General features: G+C 39.2%; 26 protein-coding genes. 20 read left to right on the top strand and 6 right to left on the bottom strand.

The window, feature by feature from the left end; genetic code table 11:
* Positions 1-155 precede the first annotated feature (155 nt).
* Together ACSW3C_RS19455 and ACSW3C_RS19450 are read left to right on the top strand one after the other, a co-directional pair.
* Positions 156-707, top strand: a complete 552-nt coding sequence (locus tag ACSW3C_RS19455; RefSeq protein ID WP_486564686.1) for a hypothetical protein — start codon at positions 156-158, stop codon at positions 705-707.
* A gap of 150 nt (positions 708-857) precedes the next feature.
* Positions 858-986 (top strand): hypothetical protein, encoded by a 129-nt coding sequence (locus tag ACSW3C_RS19450; RefSeq protein ID WP_486564684.1) that lies wholly within the window; start codon positions 858-860, stop codon positions 984-986.
* A gap of 9 nt (positions 987-995) precedes the next feature.
* On the opposite strand, the gene ACSW3C_RS19445 is transcribed toward ACSW3C_RS19450, so the two are convergent.
* Positions 996-1,562 (bottom strand): zinc dependent phospholipase C family protein, encoded by a 567-nt coding sequence (locus ACSW3C_RS19445; RefSeq protein ID WP_486564682.1) that lies wholly within the window; start codon positions 1,560-1,562, stop codon positions 996-998.
* A gap of 188 nt (positions 1,563-1,750) precedes the next feature.
* On the opposite strand from ACSW3C_RS19445, the gene ACSW3C_RS19440 reads away from it, so the two are divergent.
* The 6 genes from ACSW3C_RS19440 to ACSW3C_RS19415 all read left to right on the top strand — a co-directional run bounded on the left by ACSW3C_RS19440 (position 1,751) and on the right by ACSW3C_RS19415 (position 4,874).
* Positions 1,751-2,341 carry a LysR family transcriptional regulator gene (locus ACSW3C_RS19440; RefSeq protein ID WP_486564680.1) on the top strand — a complete coding sequence of 197 codons (591 nt, stop codon included), beginning with the start codon at positions 1,751-1,753 and terminating at the stop codon, positions 2,339-2,341.
* A 42-nt stretch (positions 2,342-2,383) separates the two neighbouring features.
* Positions 2,384-2,608 carry a hypothetical protein gene (locus ACSW3C_RS19435; RefSeq protein WP_486564678.1) on the top strand — a complete coding sequence of 75 codons (225 nt, stop codon included), beginning with the start codon at positions 2,384-2,386 and terminating at the stop codon, positions 2,606-2,608.
* A 42-nt stretch (positions 2,609-2,650) separates the two neighbouring features.
* Positions 2,651-2,977 (top strand): hypothetical protein, encoded by a 327-nt coding sequence (locus ACSW3C_RS19430; RefSeq protein WP_486564676.1) that lies wholly within the window; start codon positions 2,651-2,653, stop codon positions 2,975-2,977.
* A 327-nt stretch (positions 2,978-3,304) separates the two neighbouring features.
* Positions 3,305-3,856 carry a GNAT family N-acetyltransferase gene (locus ACSW3C_RS19425; RefSeq protein ID WP_486564674.1) on the top strand — a complete coding sequence of 184 codons (552 nt, stop codon included), beginning with the start codon at positions 3,305-3,307 and terminating at the stop codon, positions 3,854-3,856.
* Positions 3,857-4,399, top strand: coding sequence for a helicase (locus ACSW3C_RS19420; protein ID WP_486564672.1), 543 nt, complete (start codon positions 3,857-3,859; stop codon positions 4,397-4,399).
* 10 nt (positions 4,400-4,409) lie between these two features.
* Complete coding sequence (locus ACSW3C_RS19415; RefSeq protein WP_486564670.1) at positions 4,410-4,874, top strand: 2-thiouracil desulfurase family protein; 465 nt, start codon at positions 4,410-4,412, stop codon at positions 4,872-4,874.
* Between the two features lie 53 nt (positions 4,875-4,927).
* Here ACSW3C_RS19415 and ACSW3C_RS19410 read toward each other — a convergent pair whose 3' ends face one another.
* Both ACSW3C_RS19410 and ACSW3C_RS19405 read right to left on the bottom strand, forming a co-directional pair.
* Positions 4,928-5,515, bottom strand: coding sequence for a YdeI/OmpD-associated family protein (locus ACSW3C_RS19410; protein ID WP_486564668.1), 588 nt, complete (start codon positions 5,513-5,515; stop codon positions 4,928-4,930).
* A 257-nt stretch (positions 5,516-5,772) separates the two neighbouring features.
* Entirely contained in the window at positions 5,773-6,723 is a 951-nt protein-coding gene (locus ACSW3C_RS19405; RefSeq protein ID WP_486564666.1) for a helix-turn-helix transcriptional regulator, read from the bottom strand.
* A gap of 109 nt (positions 6,724-6,832) precedes the next feature.
* Between ACSW3C_RS19405 and ACSW3C_RS19400 the strand changes: the two genes are divergently transcribed.
* From ACSW3C_RS19400 to ACSW3C_RS19385, 4 genes are all read left to right on the top strand, one after another.
* A complete protein-coding gene (locus tag ACSW3C_RS19400) occupies positions 6,833-7,312 on the top strand; it encodes a GyrI-like domain-containing protein (protein WP_486564664.1) in 480 nt (159 codons plus the stop codon).
* A 21-nt stretch (positions 7,313-7,333) separates the two neighbouring features.
* Positions 7,334-7,801, top strand: a complete 468-nt coding sequence (locus ACSW3C_RS19395; RefSeq protein ID WP_486564662.1) for a phage tail protein — start codon at positions 7,334-7,336, stop codon at positions 7,799-7,801.
* Between the two features lie 441 nt (positions 7,802-8,242).
* Positions 8,243-9,475 carry a hypothetical protein gene (locus ACSW3C_RS19390; RefSeq protein WP_486564660.1) on the top strand — a complete coding sequence of 411 codons (1,233 nt, stop codon included), beginning with the start codon at positions 8,243-8,245 and terminating at the stop codon, positions 9,473-9,475.
* A gap of 201 nt (positions 9,476-9,676) precedes the next feature.
* Positions 9,677-10,387, top strand: coding sequence for a hypothetical protein (locus ACSW3C_RS19385; RefSeq protein WP_486564658.1), 711 nt, complete (start codon positions 9,677-9,679; stop codon positions 10,385-10,387).
* A gap of 21 nt (positions 10,388-10,408) precedes the next feature.
* Here the strand turns inward: ACSW3C_RS19385 and ACSW3C_RS19380 are convergent, their stop codons facing one another.
* Positions 10,409-10,855: a hypothetical protein gene (locus ACSW3C_RS19380; RefSeq protein ID WP_486564656.1), complete on the bottom strand. Its 447-nt coding sequence runs from the start codon at positions 10,853-10,855 to the stop codon at positions 10,409-10,411.
* Positions 10,856-11,125: 270 nt separating this feature from the next.
* Here ACSW3C_RS19380 and ACSW3C_RS19375 point away from each other — a divergent pair, with 270 nt between their 5' ends.
* Together ACSW3C_RS19375 and ACSW3C_RS19370 are read left to right on the top strand one after the other, a co-directional pair.
* Positions 11,126-11,863, top strand: coding sequence for a hypothetical protein (locus tag ACSW3C_RS19375; protein ID WP_486564654.1), 738 nt, complete (start codon positions 11,126-11,128; stop codon positions 11,861-11,863).
* A 106-nt stretch (positions 11,864-11,969) separates the two neighbouring features.
* Positions 11,970-12,503 (top strand): dihydrofolate reductase family protein, encoded by a 534-nt coding sequence (locus ACSW3C_RS19370; protein ID WP_486564652.1) that lies wholly within the window; start codon positions 11,970-11,972, stop codon positions 12,501-12,503.
* A 637-nt stretch (positions 12,504-13,140) separates the two neighbouring features.
* Here the strand turns inward: ACSW3C_RS19370 and ACSW3C_RS19365 are convergent.
* A complete protein-coding gene (locus tag ACSW3C_RS19365) occupies positions 13,141-13,641 on the bottom strand; it encodes an ECF transporter S component (RefSeq protein ID WP_486564722.1) in 501 nt (166 codons plus the stop codon).
* A gap of 305 nt (positions 13,642-13,946) precedes the next feature.
* Between ACSW3C_RS19365 and ACSW3C_RS19360 the strand changes: the two genes are divergently transcribed.
* From ACSW3C_RS19360 to csaA, 3 genes are all read left to right on the top strand, one after another.
* On the top strand, positions 13,947-14,792 hold the full coding sequence (locus ACSW3C_RS19360; protein ID WP_486564650.1) for a pyridoxamine kinase: 846 nt from the start codon (positions 13,947-13,949) through the stop codon (positions 14,790-14,792).
* 162 nt (positions 14,793-14,954) lie between these two features.
* On the top strand, positions 14,955-15,569 hold the full coding sequence (locus tag ACSW3C_RS19355; protein ID WP_486564648.1) for a LysE/ArgO family amino acid transporter: 615 nt from the start codon (positions 14,955-14,957) through the stop codon (positions 15,567-15,569).
* Positions 15,570-15,587: 18 nt separating this feature from the next.
* Complete coding sequence (gene csaA, locus ACSW3C_RS19350) at positions 15,588-15,917, top strand: chaperone CsaA (protein ID WP_486564646.1); 330 nt, start codon at positions 15,588-15,590, stop codon at positions 15,915-15,917.
* Positions 15,918-15,966: 49 nt separating this feature from the next.
* Here csaA and ACSW3C_RS19345 read toward each other — a convergent pair whose 3' ends face one another.
* Entirely contained in the window at positions 15,967-16,881 is a 915-nt protein-coding gene (locus ACSW3C_RS19345) for a class I SAM-dependent methyltransferase (RefSeq protein WP_486564644.1), read from the bottom strand.
* A 278-nt stretch (positions 16,882-17,159) separates the two neighbouring features.
* Here ACSW3C_RS19345 and ACSW3C_RS19340 point away from each other — a divergent pair, with 278 nt between their 5' ends.
* The 3 genes from ACSW3C_RS19340 to mprF all read left to right on the top strand — a co-directional run bounded on the left by ACSW3C_RS19340 (position 17,160) and on the right by mprF (position 21,704).
* On the top strand, positions 17,160-17,927 hold the full coding sequence (locus tag ACSW3C_RS19340; RefSeq protein ID WP_486564642.1) for a class I SAM-dependent methyltransferase: 768 nt from the start codon (positions 17,160-17,162) through the stop codon (positions 17,925-17,927).
* Positions 17,928-17,999: 72 nt separating this feature from the next.
* Positions 18,000-18,815: a nucleotidyltransferase domain-containing protein gene (locus ACSW3C_RS19335; RefSeq protein WP_486564640.1), complete on the top strand. Its 816-nt coding sequence runs from the start codon at positions 18,000-18,002 to the stop codon at positions 18,813-18,815.
* A gap of 357 nt (positions 18,816-19,172) precedes the next feature.
* Positions 19,173-21,704: a bifunctional lysylphosphatidylglycerol flippase/synthetase MprF gene (gene mprF / locus ACSW3C_RS19330; protein WP_486564638.1), complete on the top strand. Its 2,532-nt coding sequence runs from the start codon at positions 19,173-19,175 to the stop codon at positions 21,702-21,704.
* Positions 21,705-22,533 lie beyond the last annotated feature (829 nt).

Below are 22,533 nucleotides of genomic sequence, written 5' to 3'. Positions count from 1 at the left end.
TTCCTTTCAAACATTGCAACGTTTAATGTCACATAATCAATATGTAAAAATTATGAAACTTATTATTCAGTAAGAACGTATCCTTAGTAAGACATTGATAATAAAATGGCATCAATCGTATCAAGTGAACCGATTAATAAAGGGGGATACGAATTTTGAAGAAATATTTCATTTTTATTTTTATTTCACTACTACTAACCGTATCGGCTTGTTCATCAGCAGAGAACATAGCATCGAACGAATTAGAAGGGATAGAATTAGAATTATCCATCAATAAACTGGAATTTTCACCAAACGATGAAATCATTGCTATAGTAAAATTAACGAATCATAATGATTCACCACAAACAGTCTATGCACCCATACCAGCAGATGCAGAAGAAGGTATTTCTGCTGTAATGGCTTGGAAAAAAGGTGAAAACCAGTGGCGATTTTTGAGCCCACAAAAGAATCAAGACATCTCCAATATAAAAGAGCGTTCGTTTTATGATTATGTTCTAGTGGAATTAGATGCAGATGAAACAATTGAACAAGAGTTTAGTTGGAATAGGGAATTGTTTAACGAAGAAAACAATGAAAACTTCAAAGCGGATAGCGGAGAATATATGTTAAGCACCTTTGTTGTTTTGGATGAAATTAAAACGCAAGAGGAATATTTTGAACCTCAAAAGCAAGTGATTTCTAAAATTAACTTCAAATTAAAATGAAAACGTCCAAAAGGACCGGAAAGAGGTCCTTTAACTACAGTTAGTTTTCATTAGCTTTTTTATAGCTACTCCAGACGAAATAGGAACTGGACCAGTCCTAAAAGTATTTACTTTTGCTAATATGAAGAAATTAAGTAAGGGGTGTTTTACATGTACGAACTCAAAGATTCCTATTTCATCATAATTGATCCACTAGTTATCATCATTTCTGTCGTCGCCATTTTGCTAGTCGTGACTGCTTTGGTTTATTTTCGAAAACGATCTCAAAGGGACAGGTAGAGTGCGGCCCTATTGAATTCTTGCTTTTCCTTGCTCCAAATGAAGTAAAGCAATGTCGACAGAAGTCTCGATATACCCAATGATCTGCTCGAGCGAAAATACCTGCAGCTTATCCTGTCTTATGACATCTTGATCCACTGACAGATCAGATACAACGTAAGGAAGGAAATTTAATAGATCGATTCTTTTTACTTCCTCGAGATCCGGTATGGCGAAAGGCTTTTCAATATGATCCAATAATTCATCTCGATTGCCGTAATGCTTAAGTAATAAGCCATTCAACATACGGAAATCGTTGTGATATCGTTCATAGAGGCTCTCGTCCTTATTCATGCGGTTTTTTAGCCATGAAAGATAGAAGCCTTGAAGCCAAACATCATCCGCGATCAAATGAGTGTAATACCCGAGAAGATAGGGGTCCTCCAAAGTTGAATCATAGTTATTGAGAAAGCCGTTAAAGTCTATGCTTCTTGTGTATTTTTCTGTTTGGCCAATAAAATAATGTGACAGTTCTTTCGGAAATACCGCATCCGGAGCAATACCTCCTAACAACAATGCTGTTTTGTTTTCAATCAATAAATCTCTGCAATGCGATTCGCAATCAAGAGATGCATGATTCTTGAGCCCATTCTCTGTATCCTCTCCTTACGCCTTAGTTGCCAGATTAGTTTTGACATTTCAATCTTATCCCTCTATGATAAATTTGTAAAATTGATTTATTGAATGATTTCAATCGAAATGTTTGATTGACAGGGGTGAGGCCAATGGATTTTGAGCAAATTCAAACGTTTATTGTAATTGCGGATAAAAAGAATTTCACAAAGGCTGCTGAATCTCTACATATCGCTCAATCGACTATTACAGCAAGAATTAAAGGATTGGAAAAAAAGGTTGGGCAGCAGCTTTTCGTTCGGACGAACAAGGAGGTGTCCCTGACAAGTGCAGGGAAGCTGTTCTATCCTTATGCCAAACGAATGATATCTCTCTTGCATGCAAGCATGGAGCAGATTCAGATGGCTGAACGTTTCAAAGGAAGGTTAGCAATCGGAGGTCCTTCTTCGATTTGGAATGATCGACTCACCGAAAGCATACTTCAGCTGCAGCAAAAGCATCCTGAAATTGCACTGGATTTGATGGCGCATACGAATGAAAACACCATCCAAAAAGTAATAGACGGGACGATCGATATTGGAATCGTATACTCTAAACCAACCCATCCGTCCATTGTATGCGAATTACTAGAGGAAGATAGTTTTGTACTGGCAGGAAAAGAATCCGGACGAATTATCACAGTTGACTCATTGAACAGCAGCCAATTTGTTTTTATTGACTGGGGAATGCCTTTCATGAATTGATTCCATGAGGTGGCGGGCCCTCATTTCATACCAGCTTTCAAGATGAATCAGACCGCATTACTTGTCCATTATTTGAAGAAAGGTGACCTTTTTGGATTTGTACCGAAATCCTTTGTGTCCAAGCAGCTTGAAGATGGTGAACTTCATGAACTGACGCATCATATAGAGGGTGGGTTGCCGATTTTTTCGATGTACTGCATTTATCACAAAACAAAAAAAGAAGAGGAAGCCATCGGAATAGGTTTGGAGATGCTGCGTAGTAATTGAAACAATATCTGTGCGAGGTTTTAGGAGAGAAGGGGGGAAATGATGTTTGTTAAGGTTTATCAATACCATGTCCAAAAAGGAAAAGAGGATATGTTTGTAACAATTCAAGGAAAAGTCACGGAAATTTATAAACGATATTTGGACTTTGATGTGATTTATTTAAACAGCCAAGAAGATACTACTAAATGGTTGGAAATTGCAAAGTATAGAGACGAAAATGAATATATTAAGGGTCTTACAATCATTAATGAACAAAAAGAGATTCAAGACCTCTTTAAAGAATTTGAATCAATATTATGTGATCAGAGTGAAATTAGTGAAGAAAGTTTTATGGAAAGATATCGTGTTGAATCATTTGACAGCAACTAAGAATTGTCGACAGATAACAAGCATAACGAAAATAACGCTGCACAGATTAGGAAAGAGGAAGGTGAACTGCATGGCATCATGGATATTTTCAATGCAATTATTTACTTTATTAGTGTTATTACCTATTGGATTTTTGATTGTGTACACGGTAGGTACTCTTGCTCAACGTTTGCTAACAGGTAAAAAAGAGAGCAAAGAGGGAGGGCACAATTCTAGTAGTTCTAATTATTATGATTCTAAATAGCAATACTTCAGTTATAATAGAAATAGAAGGAAGTGGGATAACCTAAGCCCACTTCCATTTTTGCATACAAAGGAGGGAACTGAATGATTTATGTGGAAACACCAAGATTGCAATTGCGAGACTGGGAAGAAAACGACCTTTCTATATTTTGTCAAATGAATGCAGATGAAAAGGTGATGGAGTATTTTCCAAAAACCTTGACCGCTGAAGAGTCTCTTCATTTTTACCAAGCAATTCAAGCGGAGTTAAAGGAATGCGGTTTTGGATTATATGCAGTAGAGGAGAAGAAGCAAAACGAGTTTATCGGATTTATTGGTTTTCACAAGGCGACATTTGAGGAGGACTTTACCCCTTGCGTTGAAATCGGATGGCGACTGAAGAGGGAGGCATGGGGAAAAGGATTTGCAACAGAGGGCGCAATGGCTTGTTTGCATTATGGTTTCACTGAATTGGGATTTGAGGATGTCTATAGTTTTACGGCTGAAATAAATGAGCCATCTCAAAATGTTATGAAGAAGATTGGTCTTGAGTTTAAGCAATTTTTTGATCATCCAAAAATATCGTTAGAAAGTCCGTTACGGAAGCATGTTTTGTTTTATATTCATCGAGATGACTTTTTGAAAAGAGGGGTGTAAATGAGCATTTATCCTAATTGTCCCACGACAATCCGAAAGCTACAAGTAGGTGGGTTTACGAAGATGCAGCTAATGGAGGAGCTGAACCGGAAAGAAATTCAAATGAATGAGCTGGGGGAACAGTTACTTTCAGATGAACGCTTTACCATTTCTGAACATACATATCAGCTAATTACTGTCGAGCTCAGCGTCAGGGATCTTGGATTAACAGAAGGGGCTTCACTCGAACAAATTTTTGAAACGGCAGAACAGCTCGGACTACAAATCGGTCCTTTTGAACTTGCCCCGTATATTCGGCTAGCTTATCTTGATCAGCCAGAGGGGTCAGCAGGCAAACCAGCGAGAACACAACGAGCTCCGTACGGTTCAATTACGATTGTAACAGAGATTATGGACGCGAGTGATGAATTTCCAAAGGGTTTTTATCTTCGTCGGATCAATGGAGAACTTTGGCTGCGCGGCTACGTTGCTGACAATGAACATATATGGGATCCAGATGACCGGTTTGTTTTTTGTCTATCCGAAGAAATGAATATGAAGTGAGGTGTGCGGTTTGATTTTGGTCAGTTCCTGCTTAGCTGGGTTGCCTGTCCGGTATAATGGGATAGGATGTCCGAATGGTGTGATTGAGAAGTTATTGGCGGACAATAAAGCGATTGCGGTATGCCCTGAATTGTTAGGAGGCTTTACTACCCCGAGAGAATCTGCCGAAATTGTCGGAGGAGATGGGGACGATGTATTGGATGGAAAGGCAGAAGTTTTCGAGAAATCTGGTAGGATTGTCACGGACCTATATCTAAAAGGAGCCCGCCTCACATTAGAAAAAGCTCTCGAGTTGGGCGTGACAACCATCGTCCTCAAGGAATCTAGTCCATCGTGTGGAAGCTCTATGATTTACAATGGGGAATTTAATGCGAAAAAAATCACGGGTCTCGGAGTTACAACTGCATTACTAAGGCGACATGGATTGCAAGTTATTTCTGAAGAAGATCTTCCAGCATATTTGGATTCTCTGTAACAAACAGAAGAAGCAAGTCGTCATGCACTTGCTTCTTTAGCATTTTTTATATTTCAATCATTCAAGCCTTTGCCAGCAAGGATGTCAGGTATGCATTTCTCAATTCGTGACTCGCGGGTTTTAACTTGTTTTGCCTGGGAGAAATAGAAACAATATGCTCTTTGACGGCCGGGAGTGAGTTTTTCAAATGCCGTTTTTAAGTCAGCGTTCTCTTCAAATTGGGCTTGCAGTTCTTCCGGTATGTTAATATCTGTCTTTTTTGTCACTTGCAAACCGCTCTTTTCCACGGCAATGGCTTGTTTAATATAATCTTTTAGGATCTCTTCTTTTTCCAGTACTTCCTCTAGCTGCGTGAAACGGATTTGGCGAGCGGCTTGTACATTTTCAGTCTGTTGGATGAGGATTCCTGAAGGATCTTCCATTAAAGCTCCTTTATGGAATAAAAGCGCACAATAATCCTTAAATCCATGAATTAACACAATATTTTTCCCTTCAAATGTATAACAAGGATGCATCCACTTGAACTCTTCGGTAAGATCACAATCCAGTGCTATTTGTCTCAGCTTCTCAGACTCTTCCTGCCACTTTTTCGCCTTGCTCAAATATTCATCAACCTTCGGATTGGTTCTGTTTTGCGTCATCGATAACTCTCCTTATCACTTTTCATTCTTTTTTATCTTTGTAGTGTAAAACAAGGCACACACTTTAGTGAAGAGAAAATTAGCTGATCGTTTGTAGTTATTAGAAGTACTTTCGAGAACTTGATATAATTTATTGCTGTAAATTCTGATAAGTCTTGAGCCAACATCTGTAGTTGGAGAAGATTGACTAAAGTAGTTAATTCATTACGTATTGGAGGCAGAGGCGAGCGTTTTGGAAAACGTTCATTTGGTTTGCGTTAGCTAAAAAATGTTCCCAGTCTCTTTTGTATTGCCGTTCTCATCTCGTCAGGCATCTCATTTATTTTTATATCGCGTCCCAAAAACAGCAGCCAATTAATCATCTCATCCACTTCATTTTTATCTTCCATTTGAATGTATGTCTTCAACAAGGCTGTTGATTGAAAAGGGCTCGTGTAGGTAAGGGTGACTTTCATAGGATGATATTTCCTGAATTGTCCAATGGCACTGGGTCCAAGCTCGATGATAAGATTGTCCTTATTAGCTTGCGTCCTCATTTTATCAGCAATCGTTTTCTCACTGAGTCGCTTACTGATCGGGTACAGTTGGACCTTTTTGAGCATATCTACGGCAAACACTATTCTGTTTTCATCTTGTAAATGGAAACCTTCAATCATCCATTGGTTTTTTTCTTGATAAAGATGCAAAAGATAAATGGGATACGTTCCTTCCGAAGTGGAAATCAATAAGTAGCGATCTGATAAAAGCATATGGATCAGTTGCTCTAACATTGGATGGGGAAGGTCGGACAGCTCTAGTAAATCGGGATTCGCCGGATTGGTACTTGGAAAAAGTAAAATTTGATTCAGTACGACTAAATCGTCTTGCTGATTATCAGACAACAGTCCAAGTAATTTTTCTGCCAATGATTGACGACTTTTCAAATAGGGCAGTTGTTGATTTCTTGTTGCCATAAAGGCAATGAAAAGAGCTTTCACCTCATTGTCTGTGAAACGGACTACCGGCAGGACAGAATTATGCATGACCGAATAGCCCCCGTCCCGCCCGACTTCAGCTACTAAGGGCATGCCCATTGCTTCAATTTCACGGACATCCCGAATGGCTGTAGATCGGGAGATATTAAATTCCTGCATAATTTCTGATATCGTGAAATGAGATCGATTATTAATGTATCGCATGATCGTGTTGATCCGTTCCACTTTTTTCATCGGGTCCTCCAAAAACAGTTTCGTTTTTTGACATGATTAACGATTATTATAAACCTATCAAGTGAAAAGACAACTCATTTGAAAAACAACGAAAAGGGTGGTTACGAACATGGTTGAATATAAGATTGAGCAAAAAGACGGCTTTACTGTAGTGGGGATTGGCGTTGAGCTGACAAGCCATTATACGGATTTTGCTGGATTAACCAAGGAGAAGAATGATTTTTGGGAAGCGATCATACAAGATGTAACGCTTGAAGCATTGCAAGCGGTAGCTTCTAACAACTATCTGTTTGCCGTTAGTGAAGCTGTGAACAACAAAATGATGTACTATGCAGGCGTTATGACAGAAGCAAATGTGCCGAATGCAACCAGAATGATCCAGTTCCCTAAAGGTGCATACGTTGTAGTCAAAGGTGAAGCAACTACAGCGCATGAACTTAACAACCAGCTTACTGGCATTGCCTTTGGTCAGGTTCTCGGCGAAGTGACAGAGTATGCCTATGTAGGCGGACCAAATGCATCTGTTGAGATGGGGAAGAGAGATGGAATGGTTTATGGTGAAATGTGGATTCCAGTCGTGAGGAAATAAAATAAAGAAGGAGTGATGGCCTTGTCCTATGTTGTTGATTTCAAAAATGTGTCCACCATCGGGTTAGAATCATCTCCGGTCGCTGAAGCGCTTGCTGGATTGCGTGCAAATGAAGCCCGGTACTTCATGAATAAATATAAGCATGAATTTACAGTTGTTCCCGCAAGCGAAAGCCAGGAGACACTTGCTTACGTGAACCGGATTTTAAAAGAAGAACGTGATATCGAATTTGCCGCCAAACCGTTAGAGACTTCACGTTTTCAAGTCGATAACATTCACATCGCTTATGTCTTCTATGAAGATGGCCTGAGTGTCAATGTCATGTATACCATGGATGACAATAAGAAACGTGCTGTTGGATTCAAGTTGTCTTATGGCATGGAAGTGCCAAATGAGTTAGAAGGGAAGTTTAAGTTCGCAAGACAAAAATCAAAGCTGGCCGGCACAATTCGCGGCTCTTATTTTGTCATTAAGAAGGAGTATGAATAGCAGTAGGAGATATAACCAATTAAATACAAATTCAATAACAGAGTGAATCATTTAGAATCTGGCTGAACTTTTTGCGGTTACAGATAACTCTTTTTGTCCATGGTGTATCAAAAATGAACAACCCGTATTCAATTATCCTCTTCAGGCTATGCCATGAAGGGGTTTTTATTTGTTTATTGCTCTAAAAACGATTCATCTGGTACACGTAGATTTACAAAATATCAGGTTATACCAATCAACAACGAATAAATTTCTAAAAAGAAGGATTTTTCTGTCCAGTATCGAAATACAACACATCCATGCTTGTTACCATTCGAGCTTGGAATTGAAATTAGAAAAGAAGGTAGTGGATAGAAATATTTTACTAGAAAATCCGGAAAATCGAATTAAGCAATAGCATAACAAAACGACAAATTTAGATCACTAATGGGGGAGATGGAAATGAAAAAAATTGCACTTCTTCTTGCAGTTCTAGTCGTGTTGCTAGTCGGATGCAGTTCTCAGACATCAAAACAGGAAACAGAAAAGAAAGTAGAAAATGTCCAAAAGGTTGAAGGAAGTGAATTGGATGGTAAAGAGGATGAGGTAGATCAACGAGATTCAGAAGAAATGATTAACGAACAGGAATTCTTAAAAGATTATTTCCATGAAATGATAAGTGCAGTGGATGAATATCATATAGAGAAATTTCTTGCGTATATAAACAGTGCGGATGAGCTATTTTATAAAGAACAGCAAGGATGGATTGATTCATTAGAGCAAAAAAGAAAAGAAGGCTGGGAGGTTACCGTTTCGATAGATAATGTAACGTTGGAATCTATGGAAAGTGGGAGCGTCGATTTTACAATTAGTATGAAAAATGAAGATCAATATAAGAACAATCGTATTACATATCCAATAGGTAAAAATAATGGGACATGGAAATTAAATGAACTTCCGTTCAAGAAATTATCGAATGGACCCATAAACTTATACTACCTACCTTCCTTAGAGTCAAAGGCAGAAATGATTCTTGCAGATATCCAAGAGTTGGTTGATCTTTACAGTCAAACATTTGGCTGGGATCCTCAAGTGCTAAACATTAAACTGTACGACTCGCCAGAAAAAATTGCAGCTTCCGTTGGCTGGCCAAGTTTGTATGGAGTTGCTGTTCCATTCGTGTCTTTAAAATTTGTCGTGGAGGGAGAATACTCTGTTACATATGGATTGATGAAACACGAGATTGTCCATATGATGCTTGCAGATCTTTCAAATGATAATGCACCGATGTTTTTGCAAGAAGGACTTGCCATATTCGTATCCAGTGCGGTTGTAAAGAACGATACAGAAACACCGCAACTAGATTTTACTAAGGTTAAAGAGAGAGAAAAGATAATAGTAGCAAACACGAAAGAAATAAAGCCAATCTCTGAGCTTAATGAAATAAACTATACAGAGAATTATATAGATATTTATAACGTTGGCTTCCTTATTACAGACTATTTAATTCAAACATATGGAATTGAAAAATACTTGGAAATGGTGAAATTGTTGAAGGAGAGCAATATAATTGAACATGGCAATCCAGATAGAGATAAAATTGTTTATCAACTTACTGTAGAAGCAATAGAACAAATTTACGGATCAATTGAGGAAATATCGGATGAGTATATAGAACATTATAAAGAGGAATGAAAATTGTCTCCATGGTACTCTCTTAAAATATGTTCAAACTAATTATCGCCAGCCAATGAAACCAATTGGAGTGACCCGATTCACTTTGCCAAATGCAAGCCGTCAATTTTAAATGATAAGAATTTTCTTGAGAAGTTACACCTCTTTGGATAAGATTGTCTGAAGAGGTTTTTTTGTGTAGGGATATTAGGAGGGTTCAGTTTGGCAGTAGTGTATGATCTGAACATGGATGTAATAGCATTAATTGCGAAAGCAACTGGATACGCTTTACTAGCATTATTGGTAGCGCGACTTTATAGAAAGCAATCTAAAAAGCCGCCAATTATAGCGGTTATTTTAGTCGTCTTATTCGGTTTATTTTCTTTTACTATTAACATACCAATTAATGATTCATTTATCTCTTTATCTGTTTTGCCGCTAGGTGTTTGGATTTTATTATTTATTTTAAAACGGAAAGAAGGTCGCTGGGCTACCTATCGATCGTATGCTTGGCTTGGTTTTGGTGCAAATTATCTCTTCTTGGCCATTCATTTGCTCGCTATCCCAATCCATCATCTTGTTTATCCGGAAGATAAGCTGGAGACTTATTTTGCAGTTGTAGAGAATGCCGCCATTATTCCGACTCACCCTTCAGGAAGGGAAGCTTGCTTGGATGAAAAACGACTGATCAAACAAGTAATGACTGCAAAGGAGGAGCCGTTTTATTCAGAAGAATGGTACTATGAAACGTTTGTTGACTCAGAATCCGAATTAAAGGAAAGGTTTCCATATTTATTAATTGGCGTGGGGCCGAAATGGAGTAGCGGAATGCATGCTCTCACGTTTATCGAGAATGATGGAAGAGGCATACTAGTCACTACACAGAAGCAACAGCTTTATTATCGATTGGAAGAGTCGGTTTTCTGTCGGTAATAAAAGGAGTGGATCTTCACTTTACGCTTTTAGAATGGTTTTTTTATGAATAGTAATAACAAAAATGATTGCAAACAAATAGCCTGCTGATAGTAATAATGAAAAAGCATCATAACTTATGTCAACTAGGTAATTCAATCCGAATAATGGAGTTGCGAAAATCAAATAAAAGGGATACTGAACTGCAGTTAGAATATCTATCATAGCAAGGTCAGTTAACGAGTTTGAAAAGTTAACTGTGTAAACCACTACGCCGGATATAAAGCCAATTAATAAGATGTTCTTTACAACAACATTTTGGAAAGAAGTCTTTCCTATAAATGCGAATAAGGCAATACCTAGTAAGGTTGAGGTGGATAAATTGATAATCGTCATCGTGGAATCTGGATGTGTTATTGAAGGGATTAGGTTGATGGCGAACGCAATCAAATAGGAACAACAAAGAAAAATAAACAGTTTGCTCTTCACGTAGCTACCTCATTTCATTGTTATAATAATCTGACGAATACACTGTATACCAAAGATACCACAAAACTAATTAGAGGCAAGTGCAGCTTATCTTCTATTGCATTCTAATGATATATTTGGTGAAAAATTGAATAGGGGGATATGGAATGTTCAGCGTTGTGATGATACTGGGAGGTTTCCTTTTAATCTTGATGATATTAGGAGGCTGCTGGTTGTTAATTCATTTGTTTTCCTCTAAATAAATACTGCAAAAATGAGGAGGTACTGCATATGAAAAAACGGTTAGGAATGGGAGCGGCTGTCGCCTTTGCTTTATGTTTCGGATTCATTTATTGGTTTTATTTTTCAACTCCTTCCTCATTCCCTACAGATCAAGAAATAGCCGATAGAATCAACAAAGCTTTTCCGGGATCCGTTGTTTCAACCGTTCTAGATAAACTTCCAGCCGGTGAGCGTCATCTCGTCGTGCCGTTTATATCGGAAGAAGATGATTATGGTCTAAGTTACTGGGTATGGAAGCAGCGGAAGTGGAAGATAGCTGAAGTGGATGGCGGAGGTAGGCCGAAAATATGGAAGGTTGACGTGAAGGATCCTTCTTCCTATCGGATTGTCTGGAATATCCGGCCAGATCAGCAAGCTCATTCGGTTTCTTTTTACGCAGTTCAACATCGGAATTATACTTGGGGAGATGAAATCGACCGATATGTACCTAGAGTACAAATGGAAAAGGAAGTACTCCTCTCATCCTCTCCGTATGGCATGATATCACTACCAAATGAATGGCTAAGCTATCTGGAAGGTGAGCAGAAAGCCAGAATCTCTACTATGCATGGGTTGAAGTGGACATCTATGTATATAGAACCGTCACTTCAATTTGGATGGAACTTATATGATGAAGCGAAAAATGAAACGCATGATAGTTGGGGCAGGCGGTCGGGAGAATCGTATTCTTTCGAGAGAGAGAACATTGAGTTTCTCTATCCGGTATACCATTCGGAGCTTGAATAACAGTTTTGAGCATGACAAATTGCGGAACTCATTGAAAATAGGAAGTGTAAGTTATGAGGTTTTTATCTTTATGATAATTATTATTTAGAATAAAGGAGATTTTTTTATGGGGAACAAACGAAATGTAGTCTTGTTTATTGCTTCGAGTTTAGATGGATATATTGCTACAAAGGATGAATCGCTCGAGTGGCTCTTTTCCGTCGAGGGGGAGGGGGATAATGGATTCTCGGAGTTTTATGATACGGTGGGTACTGTAATCATGGGCAAGAGAACGTATGATTGGATCATGAATCAAGACTTAAAGGAGTTTCCTTATGTAAACAAAGATTGTTATGTGTTTACAAGGTCTGTAGTCGAAGACACTGAAAATGTGAAATTTGTGAGCGGCGATCTTTCTACGTTGATAGACGAACTTAAAAACCAAGAGGGAAAAAACATTTGGCTAGTTGGTGGTGGAGAACTGTTACAAACATTCTTGGAGGAAGAGTTGGTTGATGAACTCATTGTAACCGTTGCCCCAGCTGTGCTTGGTAAAGGGATACCACTGTTTCGAGAGGGGGATTACCAATTAAATCTTTCATTGAAAAGCGTGAGGACCTTTAACCAGTTTGTTGAACTGCATTATGAAGTGAAAAAATAAACAATATGAAAGTTAACATCCTAATATAAATGGGCGAGTAGGGAAATGGTGACTTCCCTACTCGCAAATGATTTTACTATGTCTATATAATGAATTACATATAAAGAGGGGATACCGGATAGACAGCTGGTTTCCCTTTTTAATTTCCTTTTTAAATTCATGTTGATAATTTCAGATTACCTTATATTAATACTGGAAATTTGATACAATCAAATGTAATACGTGAATTAGGTTGATTTTTAATCTGTAAAAGAGGTCTTTAGTAGAGAAGTAAATAGCCTAGATAGAAAACGAAAGAAGAAGGGGGAGCTCGCGTGTATTCTCATTTCTATAGCAATCTAGGTTCCACTATGCTGCAATTCTTAATTTGGTGGGTGCTTTTGCTGGTGTTTCACCGCATGATGAATCGTTATCCAGGAAGAAATAATCTCAAGAAAGACATGATTTTGACCTTTATTCAAACTATAGCGGTATTACTATTGCTGCCAATCATTTATTATCTTGTTGGATCTTGATACAATGGAATATTTCACTTAAGGAGTTTCGTTGTCATGAAGAATAGTGAAGCTCTATGTTGATCTCACAAATAAAAAGCAGGGAAGAGAGCAAATAGCATTCTCTTCCCTGCTTTTTATTATTATTTATTACGGAAAAATGGTGTCTTTTTCAAAGCTAAGCAAAGCGGAATAGCAATCACCAAACCGACAACGCTTTGAATGAGATCACCTGGGATGGATGCCAGTGGCGCCACCCAGTTGTTATACATGATGCCTTGCCCGATATAGTACACGGCAAGCATCACAGGGGTAGACGCAACGGCAGCCAGGATGTTGAGTTTTACACTGTCTCCCCGGTGACCTTTCGACCAAGCAATCTTCCCGACAATATAGCCTTGCAAGGCACGTGCGATGATGGTCGTTGGCACCCAGATGATCCAACCGCCAAAAATATCAAACAAGCCCATCCCGATTGCTCCAGCTAGCGCTCCCTTTTTCGGACCGAATAAAATGGCAACGATGAAAAGTGCCGCTGTCCCTAAATGGATGAGGCCACCTTGTCCAATCGGAAGCTTAATGTTAATAAATACAGTTGACAATAATACAATTGTCGACAGAATGGCTGTCAGTACTAAATCCATCGTCTTTGTACGTGTATGGGTTGTTGTTTTTTGTTGTAAAAGTACTACTTTATTTGTCTTAGCTTTGTGTACCGTTTCTTTCTTGTGTTGTAAAGTTTGCATAGGCGCATCCATTCCCTCACTCTACGGAATTTTAATTACTTTAATAGTACTGAATATCTGACCATCACAAAAGTGCCAGTTCGACGAAAATTATAGGGGTCAGAGAAAGGGAATAGAAATTGAGATTCTCTATATTCTTGCTTTCCCTTTCTTGTGGTACGATGGAAGAAGTGCAAGTACCGAAGAGTTAGGTGGGAAATTAATTGAAAAAAGTTGCGATCATCCAAGATATGTCTTCTTTCGGAAAATGCTCGCTCACAGCGGCCATTCCGGTCTTATCTGTCATGGGGGTGCAGCCAGTCCCTTTACCGACTGCCATTTTGACGTCGCAGACAGAATATCCTAGCTATTTTTGTGAGGATTTAACTTCGAAGATGTCTCATTTTACAAACGAGTGGAGCAAGATGGGCGTAACATTTGATGGTATTCATACGGGTTTCGTAACAGGAAAAGAGCAAATTGAAAATATCTTTTCTTTTTTACATACGTTTTACAAGGAAGAGACAACACTGTTGGTGGACCCGGTTATGGGGGACAGGGGACTGATGTATGATGTTTTTACTGACGATTTGATTAGTTATATGAAGGAATTGGTGAAGCGTGCTGATTTAATAACGCCGAATGTTACGGAATGTTGTTTACTGACGGGCCTATCGTTTGACAAACTGCAAGCGTACAAAACGAGTGAGGATTATTTAGTCGCAATTGAGGAGGCTGGCCGGCAGCTGCAATCAGAAACAGACGCAAAAGTTATTATTACCGGATTAAATCCGCCGGCACTTTCCGATACGAGATACGTCGGTAATATGTATATTGAAGGCTCCCGATCGTATCACAATCTGCAAGAATATAACGGAAAGAGTTATTCGGGAACGGGTGATTTATTTGCCTCTGTCATGATGGGCGGTATGATGCGCGGTCAGAATACTGTTGAGGCGATGGAACTCGCAGAGAAGTTTTTATCGGCCGCAATCAAGTCGACATCGGAAGAGCAGATTCCAACAATTGCTGGTGTGAACTTTGAATCGTATTTGCGGATGCTGCTATAACAGTTCTTAAGCCTTTAATCTAATCAAGTGTATGATATTAAATTCTTACGTTCGAGCTGCTTTTTTGATAGTATAGTTTAACTGCTTATAAAGTTGACTTAGGTTATGTTTCTAGTGTCTGTTTTCAAAAAGAAACCAGAGCTAGATGGGAGGAGGGTAGGAATGGAACCGATTATTCATGGTGTTTTGCTCGCGTTTGGTCTCATCCTGCCCCTTGGCGTGCAAAATATTTTCGTCTTTACACAGGGGGTTACACAGCCGACTCTCCTCAAAGCATTCCCAGCGGCAATTACCGCTGCCATTTGTGATACTGTCTTGATCGTTCTGGCTATTTTAGGATTATCATTGATCGTTTTGCAATTCGAATGGCTGCGGCTCGTCTTAATTGTGGCAGGCATTCTGTTCCTTGTTTATATGGGAAGAGTCATTTGGACATCTCCAGCAGCAAATCTTGAAGGAACTGTCGCGATGCCGGCGAAACGCCAAATTCTTTTTGCGCTTTCCGTCTCATTATTAAATCCGCATGCCTTATTGGATACAATTGGGGTGATCGGAACTAGCGCAGTAAAATATAACGGGCAGGACAGACTCCTTTTTTCTCTAGCCTGTATCGCAATATCTTGGTTGTGGTTTTTCGGATTATCCACCTTTGGATCCCTGTTGAAAAGGATTCAGATCCCTTCAGGCATTTTTATTTTGTTTAATAAATGTTCGGCTGTCTTCATTTGGGGAACGGCCATCTATTTATTGATTGGATTATGGCAAGGGATACAATAGAAAGAGAGGCGAAACAAAATGGCAGCAATTGAAGACTTTTTACAATTGGATATTCGTGTCGGCACCGTCATCCATGCAGAGGCGTTTCCAGAAGCCAGGGTTCCAGCCATCAAATTAAAAATCGATTTTGGTGAGCTTGTGATAAAACAATCCTCTGCACAAATCACGAAACGGTACCTTCCGGAAATGTTAATTGGGGAGCAAGTGGTCGCCGTCGTAAATTTCCCGACCAGACGGATTGCTGGGTACAAATCAGAAGTGCTAGTCCTAGGCGGCGTGCCGGAGGAAGGCGACGTGGTGTTGCTAAAACCGGATATGCCCGTTTTGAACGGTACGCCCATCGCATAAAAAGCCGGAAGCCATCAACCGAATAACAGGCGGTTGGCTTCCGGAAAACTTATCGTTTCACGGCATGTACATAATGGATGGTTTCAAATGCGGACAATTCATCAGATCTGTTTTGAAAAAATCGCTCTTGAATGTCGGCGGGAGATAAGTGTTCATAAATTAATAAACCTGATTCCTCCAGTAACCGCTCCAATTCCTCAAAAGAAAAACATGATTTCATTGGTTCGCCGGTAGCAGAAGCCAGTTGAACCATCTGCTGCACACGATTTGATCTTCCTTTTTCCTGAAACAGCTGTTCATCAGCATAATCGAAAACAATGGAACTGCCTGGTGGCACATTAGCAGATAAAGTTTTTAGCAATTCAGCAATGTCCTCTTTCTTCAAATAGTAGGATACTCCCAGCAGACTGAAAAAGGTTTTTTTATCAGATGAGAAACCAGACTCTAAAAGACCTTTACAATCAAACCCCTCACTGAAATTCATCGGAACAAAATGCAAATGGCTTGGTATGGACCAACCGGCTTTCTGAATCCTTACCTTTTTGGATTCTTGTGTAGCGGGATGATCAACCTCAAAGACATCTAAACTGCTTACATCTGAATGGCGAAAACTATACGTATCCAAGCCGGCTCCTAAAATCACATACTGAGTGGTGCCCAATTGAATCTCATTGTGCAAGACTTGTTCGCAAAAAGCCGAGCGGGCTATCGATGTGGGGGCCAATTGCAAATGAGTGATCCAACGAAGGATCTTATCGGGACAGTTTTGATATTTTTCTTTAATGGAGGGATTGAAAAAATCAATACCATCTACCATGTTGAGGCTAATCTCCTCAAATTCTTTTTCAAAGATCAAGTCATTTACAGCAAAGTCATTAAAAATTTTTGGTGTATCGAATCGACTGTGATAGGCGCGTCCGAAAGCTGTCAAGACGGAAGTAAAGCTTGCTTTGCTTTCCTCCAAATCCTTCATCCTCCTCAACGGAAAAAAGATTCCCCTGGCCAGGAGAACCTTATTATACACATCGATTATATATTTGTAAATTATAGCATAAATAAATTTTTTTGTCAAATTTAAAGTGCTGAGAATAATAGAGTTGACTAGTAACGAGATGTATTTGCTAGTTAAATATGTTAGAATGTTCTTGTTATAGTAAAATTGTGGACTATGAATCATTGATAGGAAGCAAAAAACCTAGCATCAAGGGCTATAACCCGAATGATAAAATGGGAGGTTATAAAATGTCTTTTAGTTATTATGGAGAACTTTGTACGGAAGTGTACGATATCACGAAGCCGGTCGGCCATTCGTTTGGCGAAGAGATTCCCTATTATATAGAGAGACTAAAAAGCTGCAAAGGCCCGATTTTGGAAGCGATGGTCGGTTCAGGACGCTTTTTAATTCCGCTTTTAGAGGCGGGTTATCATGTGGAAGGTGTAGATTATTCAGCAGATATGCTGTTGTCCTGCCGTGAGAGATGCGCGGAACGAGGACTGGCACCTGTCTTATATGAGGCTGATATAAAAGAGCTATCATTATCGCAACGATATGAGGCCATTCTGATTCCCGCTGGTTCTTTTCAATTGATTGAAGAACGGAATGAAGCGATGAAGGTTTTAAAACGCTTGTATGAACATCTGGTACCGGGCGGCAGATTGATCCTTGATCTATTTCTTCCGGAAGCCCAGTTTGAAAAGATTGGTATGGTAGTTGCAAATTCCACGTTTTCCTTGCCCAATGGCGACACAATCACGATGGAAGAAAAATTAATTGAAGCCGATTTGTTCCGACAGAGCAAAGTGTCCTATTTACGATATGAAAAATGGAGTTACGGCAACTTAATGCAAACGGAGTTGCAACGCTTTGCAATCCGTTGGTATGGCCTGGAAGAGTTCAAACTTATTTTACAAAGTATCGGTTTTAAGGATATTGTGGTGTCGGCAGATTATCAATATGGAACCATGCCTGAGAGCCAAGATCAAACGTTTACATTTGAGGCGGTAAAATGATATTTACATGAGGAGGCAATGGTCTCTTACGCGTCCTTGCTTTTTTAGAGACATGAGAGTAGGGGATATTTTTTGGACTCTAGAATAACAAAACCTGTACAACACATATTAGACCACTACCTAGCTATATTCCACCAAAAACTACCTGAAACATTAGTTGGTTTGTATATACATGGTTCAATTGCGTTAGATGCCTATCAAGAAGGTTCCAGCGATATTGACTTCATGGCGGTGGTCAACAAACCATTAGGGGATGAGGAAGTACAAGCTATCAGCCAAATCCATCAAGAATTAAAAAGACAACAGACCATAGAGATGGATGGCAGTTATATTCTTAATAATGAGGTGGGTCGGAATTCGAATAAGATAATCGAATGTCTTTATGTGAATGGCGGAAAAGCAATGCGGAGCAAGCATGAGATGAATCCAGTCACATGGTGGATGTTTAAAAATAAAGGAATCCGTGTGACTGGGCCAGAAGTTACTTCGTTCTCCATAGAAATAGAAGAAAGTGAACTGACTTCATTTATTCTCCGGAATATGAACTCCTATTGGGCTGGACGAGTCAATAAGTTGAAGAAATATCAACGTTTTGCTGCCTTTTTGCCAAATCGACTGATTGAACAGGAGTTGCTCTGGTCTGTTCCAGGTGTGTTGCGTCAATTTTATACGTTACAAGAACGAGCTGTCACTTCAAAAATCAAGGCATGTACCTATGCTTGTAATCACGTTCCAGAAAAATGGCATCTCATTATTAATGAAGTAATTAGCCTTCGAGATGGTAGGAGAACGGGATATGCTAAATCGAAAAAGCAAAAAATTGATGATCTTTTGCAGTTAATGGTTTATATTATTACGTATTGCAATGAAAAATATTCTGCTCAGTAGAGACGGCAAAAAGGTTGGTACGGAGTAAAATTGGCTGGAAAAGAAGAAGTGGACTGAAGGCACTTGATGAAAGAAGAGTTCCTTATTGGCAACCTCACGATGCTTGTCATAAAGGAAATTACATTATTGCAAGAAGGCGACAAATAGTTGTAATAGTACGATACGATGGAATGAAATATAACAAGAAGCTAATAAAATCAAGCTTTTATTGGCTTCTTTTTGTATTTACATAGTTTAAGTTCAATTGTCCATATTTTTGTGCTGTACTGGCAGTCGATAGTGGAATTAATGCTCGGATTTTTTCTTTCCTTTATGGGTATCACATGAAGAGGGAGTATATTGTTAGGGAGTTGGGTGATGTATTTGTTTAAAATAAGAAAAGAGCGGGTGTTTAGCGTTCTGAAGATTTTATTCCCCCTCGTCTTATTGGGATTAGCTATTATTGAAATTCAACAGACGGTACGTGGATTAGACATGAAGATGATCAGGGCTGAAATGGCGCAAGTACAGTCATGGGAACTTGCTCTTATCATCATCGTTTCATTTTGCGCGATTGCACCTATGCTTTACTATGACGTCATTCTTTTGAAAGTGTTGGGCATTAAAATGAAGACGACGAGCCTTTTGCAGCATTCATTTATTTCTAACACGTTTTCGAATCTCATCGGCTTTGGTGGTCTTGTCGGTGTCATGATGCGGAGTTATTTTTATTCAGAATATAGGGAAGACAAGGAAGGGATGTTGAAAAACATTGCTTCCATCACCTTGTTTTATTTGACGGGAATTTCATTGTTAGCGTGGATCGTTACGATCTATTTTCGAGATTTCCCATTGTTGCAAGAGACGAGATGGCTCTTGATTGCGGTATTGGCCGTTAGTTTATATTTCCCCATTTTTATGGCTGTTTTTCTGTTCCGCTACCGCCAACTGGATTCGCCTTCCATTAAGGCCAACATGGCTGTTGAACTCGTCATCACTTCCGTATTTGAATGGGTTTCCGTCTTTTTAGTGATCTGGCTGTTAACTTTAGTATTACATATTCCAATCGAACTATCTGCGCTGATCCCTATTTTCTTAATCGCTGCCTGTGCGGGAATTGCCAGTATGATTCCCGGAGGGATTGGCTCCTTTGACGTTGTGTTCCTTTGGGGAACGCAAAGTTTAGGGATTGCTGATGAAAAAGTGCTATTCCTGCTCATTTTGTACAGGATGGGTTATTTCGTCTTGCCGTTCCTTTTCTCGACCCTTTTATTTGTAAAAAGATATTGGGAACAGTGGAATCGTTCGTGGGATGACGTACCAGCCATCATCGTTCAAAAACTTAGCCGAGTATTAGTAACGGTTTTCGTTTTCATCGCAGGAATCATGCTGCTATTGTCCGCAGCTGTACCTGGCGTGTTTAGCCGACTCAAAATTACACAGGAATTCATTGCCTCTCCGATAATGAATGTGTCCCATCAATTGACAGTGGCAGCGGGTTTCGTTCTGTTAGGACTATGCAGGGGCATTAATTCGAGAGTGAAACGGACATTTCACCTCGCTGTTATTGTGTTGATCAGCGCAGCAATTTTTTCGATAATAAAAGGGTTCGATTATGAGGAGGCAATTTTCTTACTCATTGTAATGGCGTTACTGTTGGCATCTAAACGTCAGTTTTACCGGGAAAGTTATGTGGTTACTTGGGGCATCGCTCTGTTTGATTTGACTGTCGTAACCATTATTACTGGAATGTATGTATTCATTGGGTATGTAAGCATGCCTTCATCCAAAATTCATATTCCGGCTTCACTGAGTGACTTGATCATTACGGATTCAACGGACTTGTTTTTCAGCGCGATCATTGGGCTTCTCATTGCTTTCGCCATTCTATTTATCGGCCACATTATTCACAGGCCGAAGAAAATGGAAATACTTTCTTCGCTGAACGAAGAAGAAAAAATCAAGCAGCATCTTCAAACATATACAGGAACAGAGTTTTCGCATTTAATTTTTCTGCATGATAAATACGTTTTTTGGAATAAAGAAAAGAGCGTTTTATTTTCTTACCAAATTTATGCAGATAAAATTGTGGTTCTTGGAAATCCGGTAGGAAGGGAATCGGATTTTTCATCCGCCATCGAAGAGTTTTTGGATACAGCAGATCTGTATGGCTACACACCGGTGTTTTACGAAGTGAATAATAAAATTCTATCTTCGTTGCATGAGTTTGGATTCGGCTTTTTCAAGTTGGGCGAGGAAGCCTATGTCGATCTGGAGCAGTTCTCTCTAGCTGGAAAAAAGCTGAAGGCAAGCAGAGCAGTTAAGAATAAGTTTGTTAGGGAAAATTATTTCATCGAATTATTGAGCCCTCCCTATTCATCCGTCATTATGGATGAACTGGAGGAAGTGTCAAGACAATGGCTGCAAGGGAGAGTAGAGAAGGGCTTTTCGCTAGGTTTTTTCGATCGGAATTACTTGAGTACTTCCAGTATTGCAATTCTCAGGAATCAAGAGGAGATTCTAGGGTTTGCCAGTATTATGCCGATGTACGATAAGGGAAAGCGGATTTCAATTGACCTCATGCGTTTTAAACCAGATGCTCCGAATGGAACGATGGACTTCATTTTCTTATCCTTATTCGAATGGGCGAAAGCCGAAGGCTATCAAGTTTTCAATATTGGAATGTCACCATTGTCAAATGTAGGACGATCTAAATATTCCTTTGTTAGTGAAAAGATAGCAGCCCAAATCTTCCTGCACGGTCAATATTTTTATCATTTCAAAGGCTTAAAAAATTTCAAACAGAAATATGCGGATTTTTGGGAATCCAAGTATGTCGCCTATCGAAAAAAGTCTTCATTGACATTCACCATGGCCCAAATCACATTGTTAATCGGAAAGAGAAAATGACTGGTTTGGATTGGGATGGCTTGAGTAGTGAGCTATTCAGATAATACATTGTATTTGCAAAACCGCTTGGACTGGAAAAAGGGTTGGAAATCAAATTGATTTCCTCCCTTATTTGTCAACACACTAAATCTACTTGTAATATGGATTTTTAAAAATAATTTATCTGTCTCACAACATAGCTAAAATGGTATATTTACACCGGCAGGCGGTCGGTCGATAAGGAGAGTTAAAATCGAGAAAAGAAGTTGAGTAACGCAGGCATGAAAGGCTGACTAAAAAAGTGGTCTTACTCCATATCAAGTAATACCCATCCCTTTAAGGCGTTACAAAGGGTATCCATCATAAAATAAAGATCGTACTCATGAGAAGTTACATGCGTCAGTATTATAAACTACAAGAACGAGGGGTCATTTCAAAAGCGCCATATTCCAGAAAACTGGCATCCTATCATTAATGAAGTGATAAGCCTTAGAGATGGTGGGAGAACGGGATATTATAAATCGAAGAAGCAAAAAATTGACGATCTTTCGCAGTTAATGATTGATCTCCTTAACTATTGCAATGAAAAGTTTAACGACCAAAAGAACTAACTAGTACATCCTTAAAATCCATATTATAAATGGATTCAGACTGTAGACAAAGTCACTTCGAGATGAATAGAAATGCATAAACTAACCGGTAGGGAGCGCAACTTCGCTTTCCATGGGCTTGGCTTCAGCCTCCTCGTCACTTCGTTCCTGCGGGGTCTTCAGCTCAAGCTATTCCCATAGGAGTCTACGTTGCGCTCCCTGCCTTTGATGTAATTTCTTTATGATTAAGTAAATATGAA

This window comes from Sporosarcina sp. AD_1 (assembly GCF_057373025.1).
Note: the sequence above shows the minus strand (reverse complement) of the source record. Positions and strands in the feature narration are given on the sequence as shown.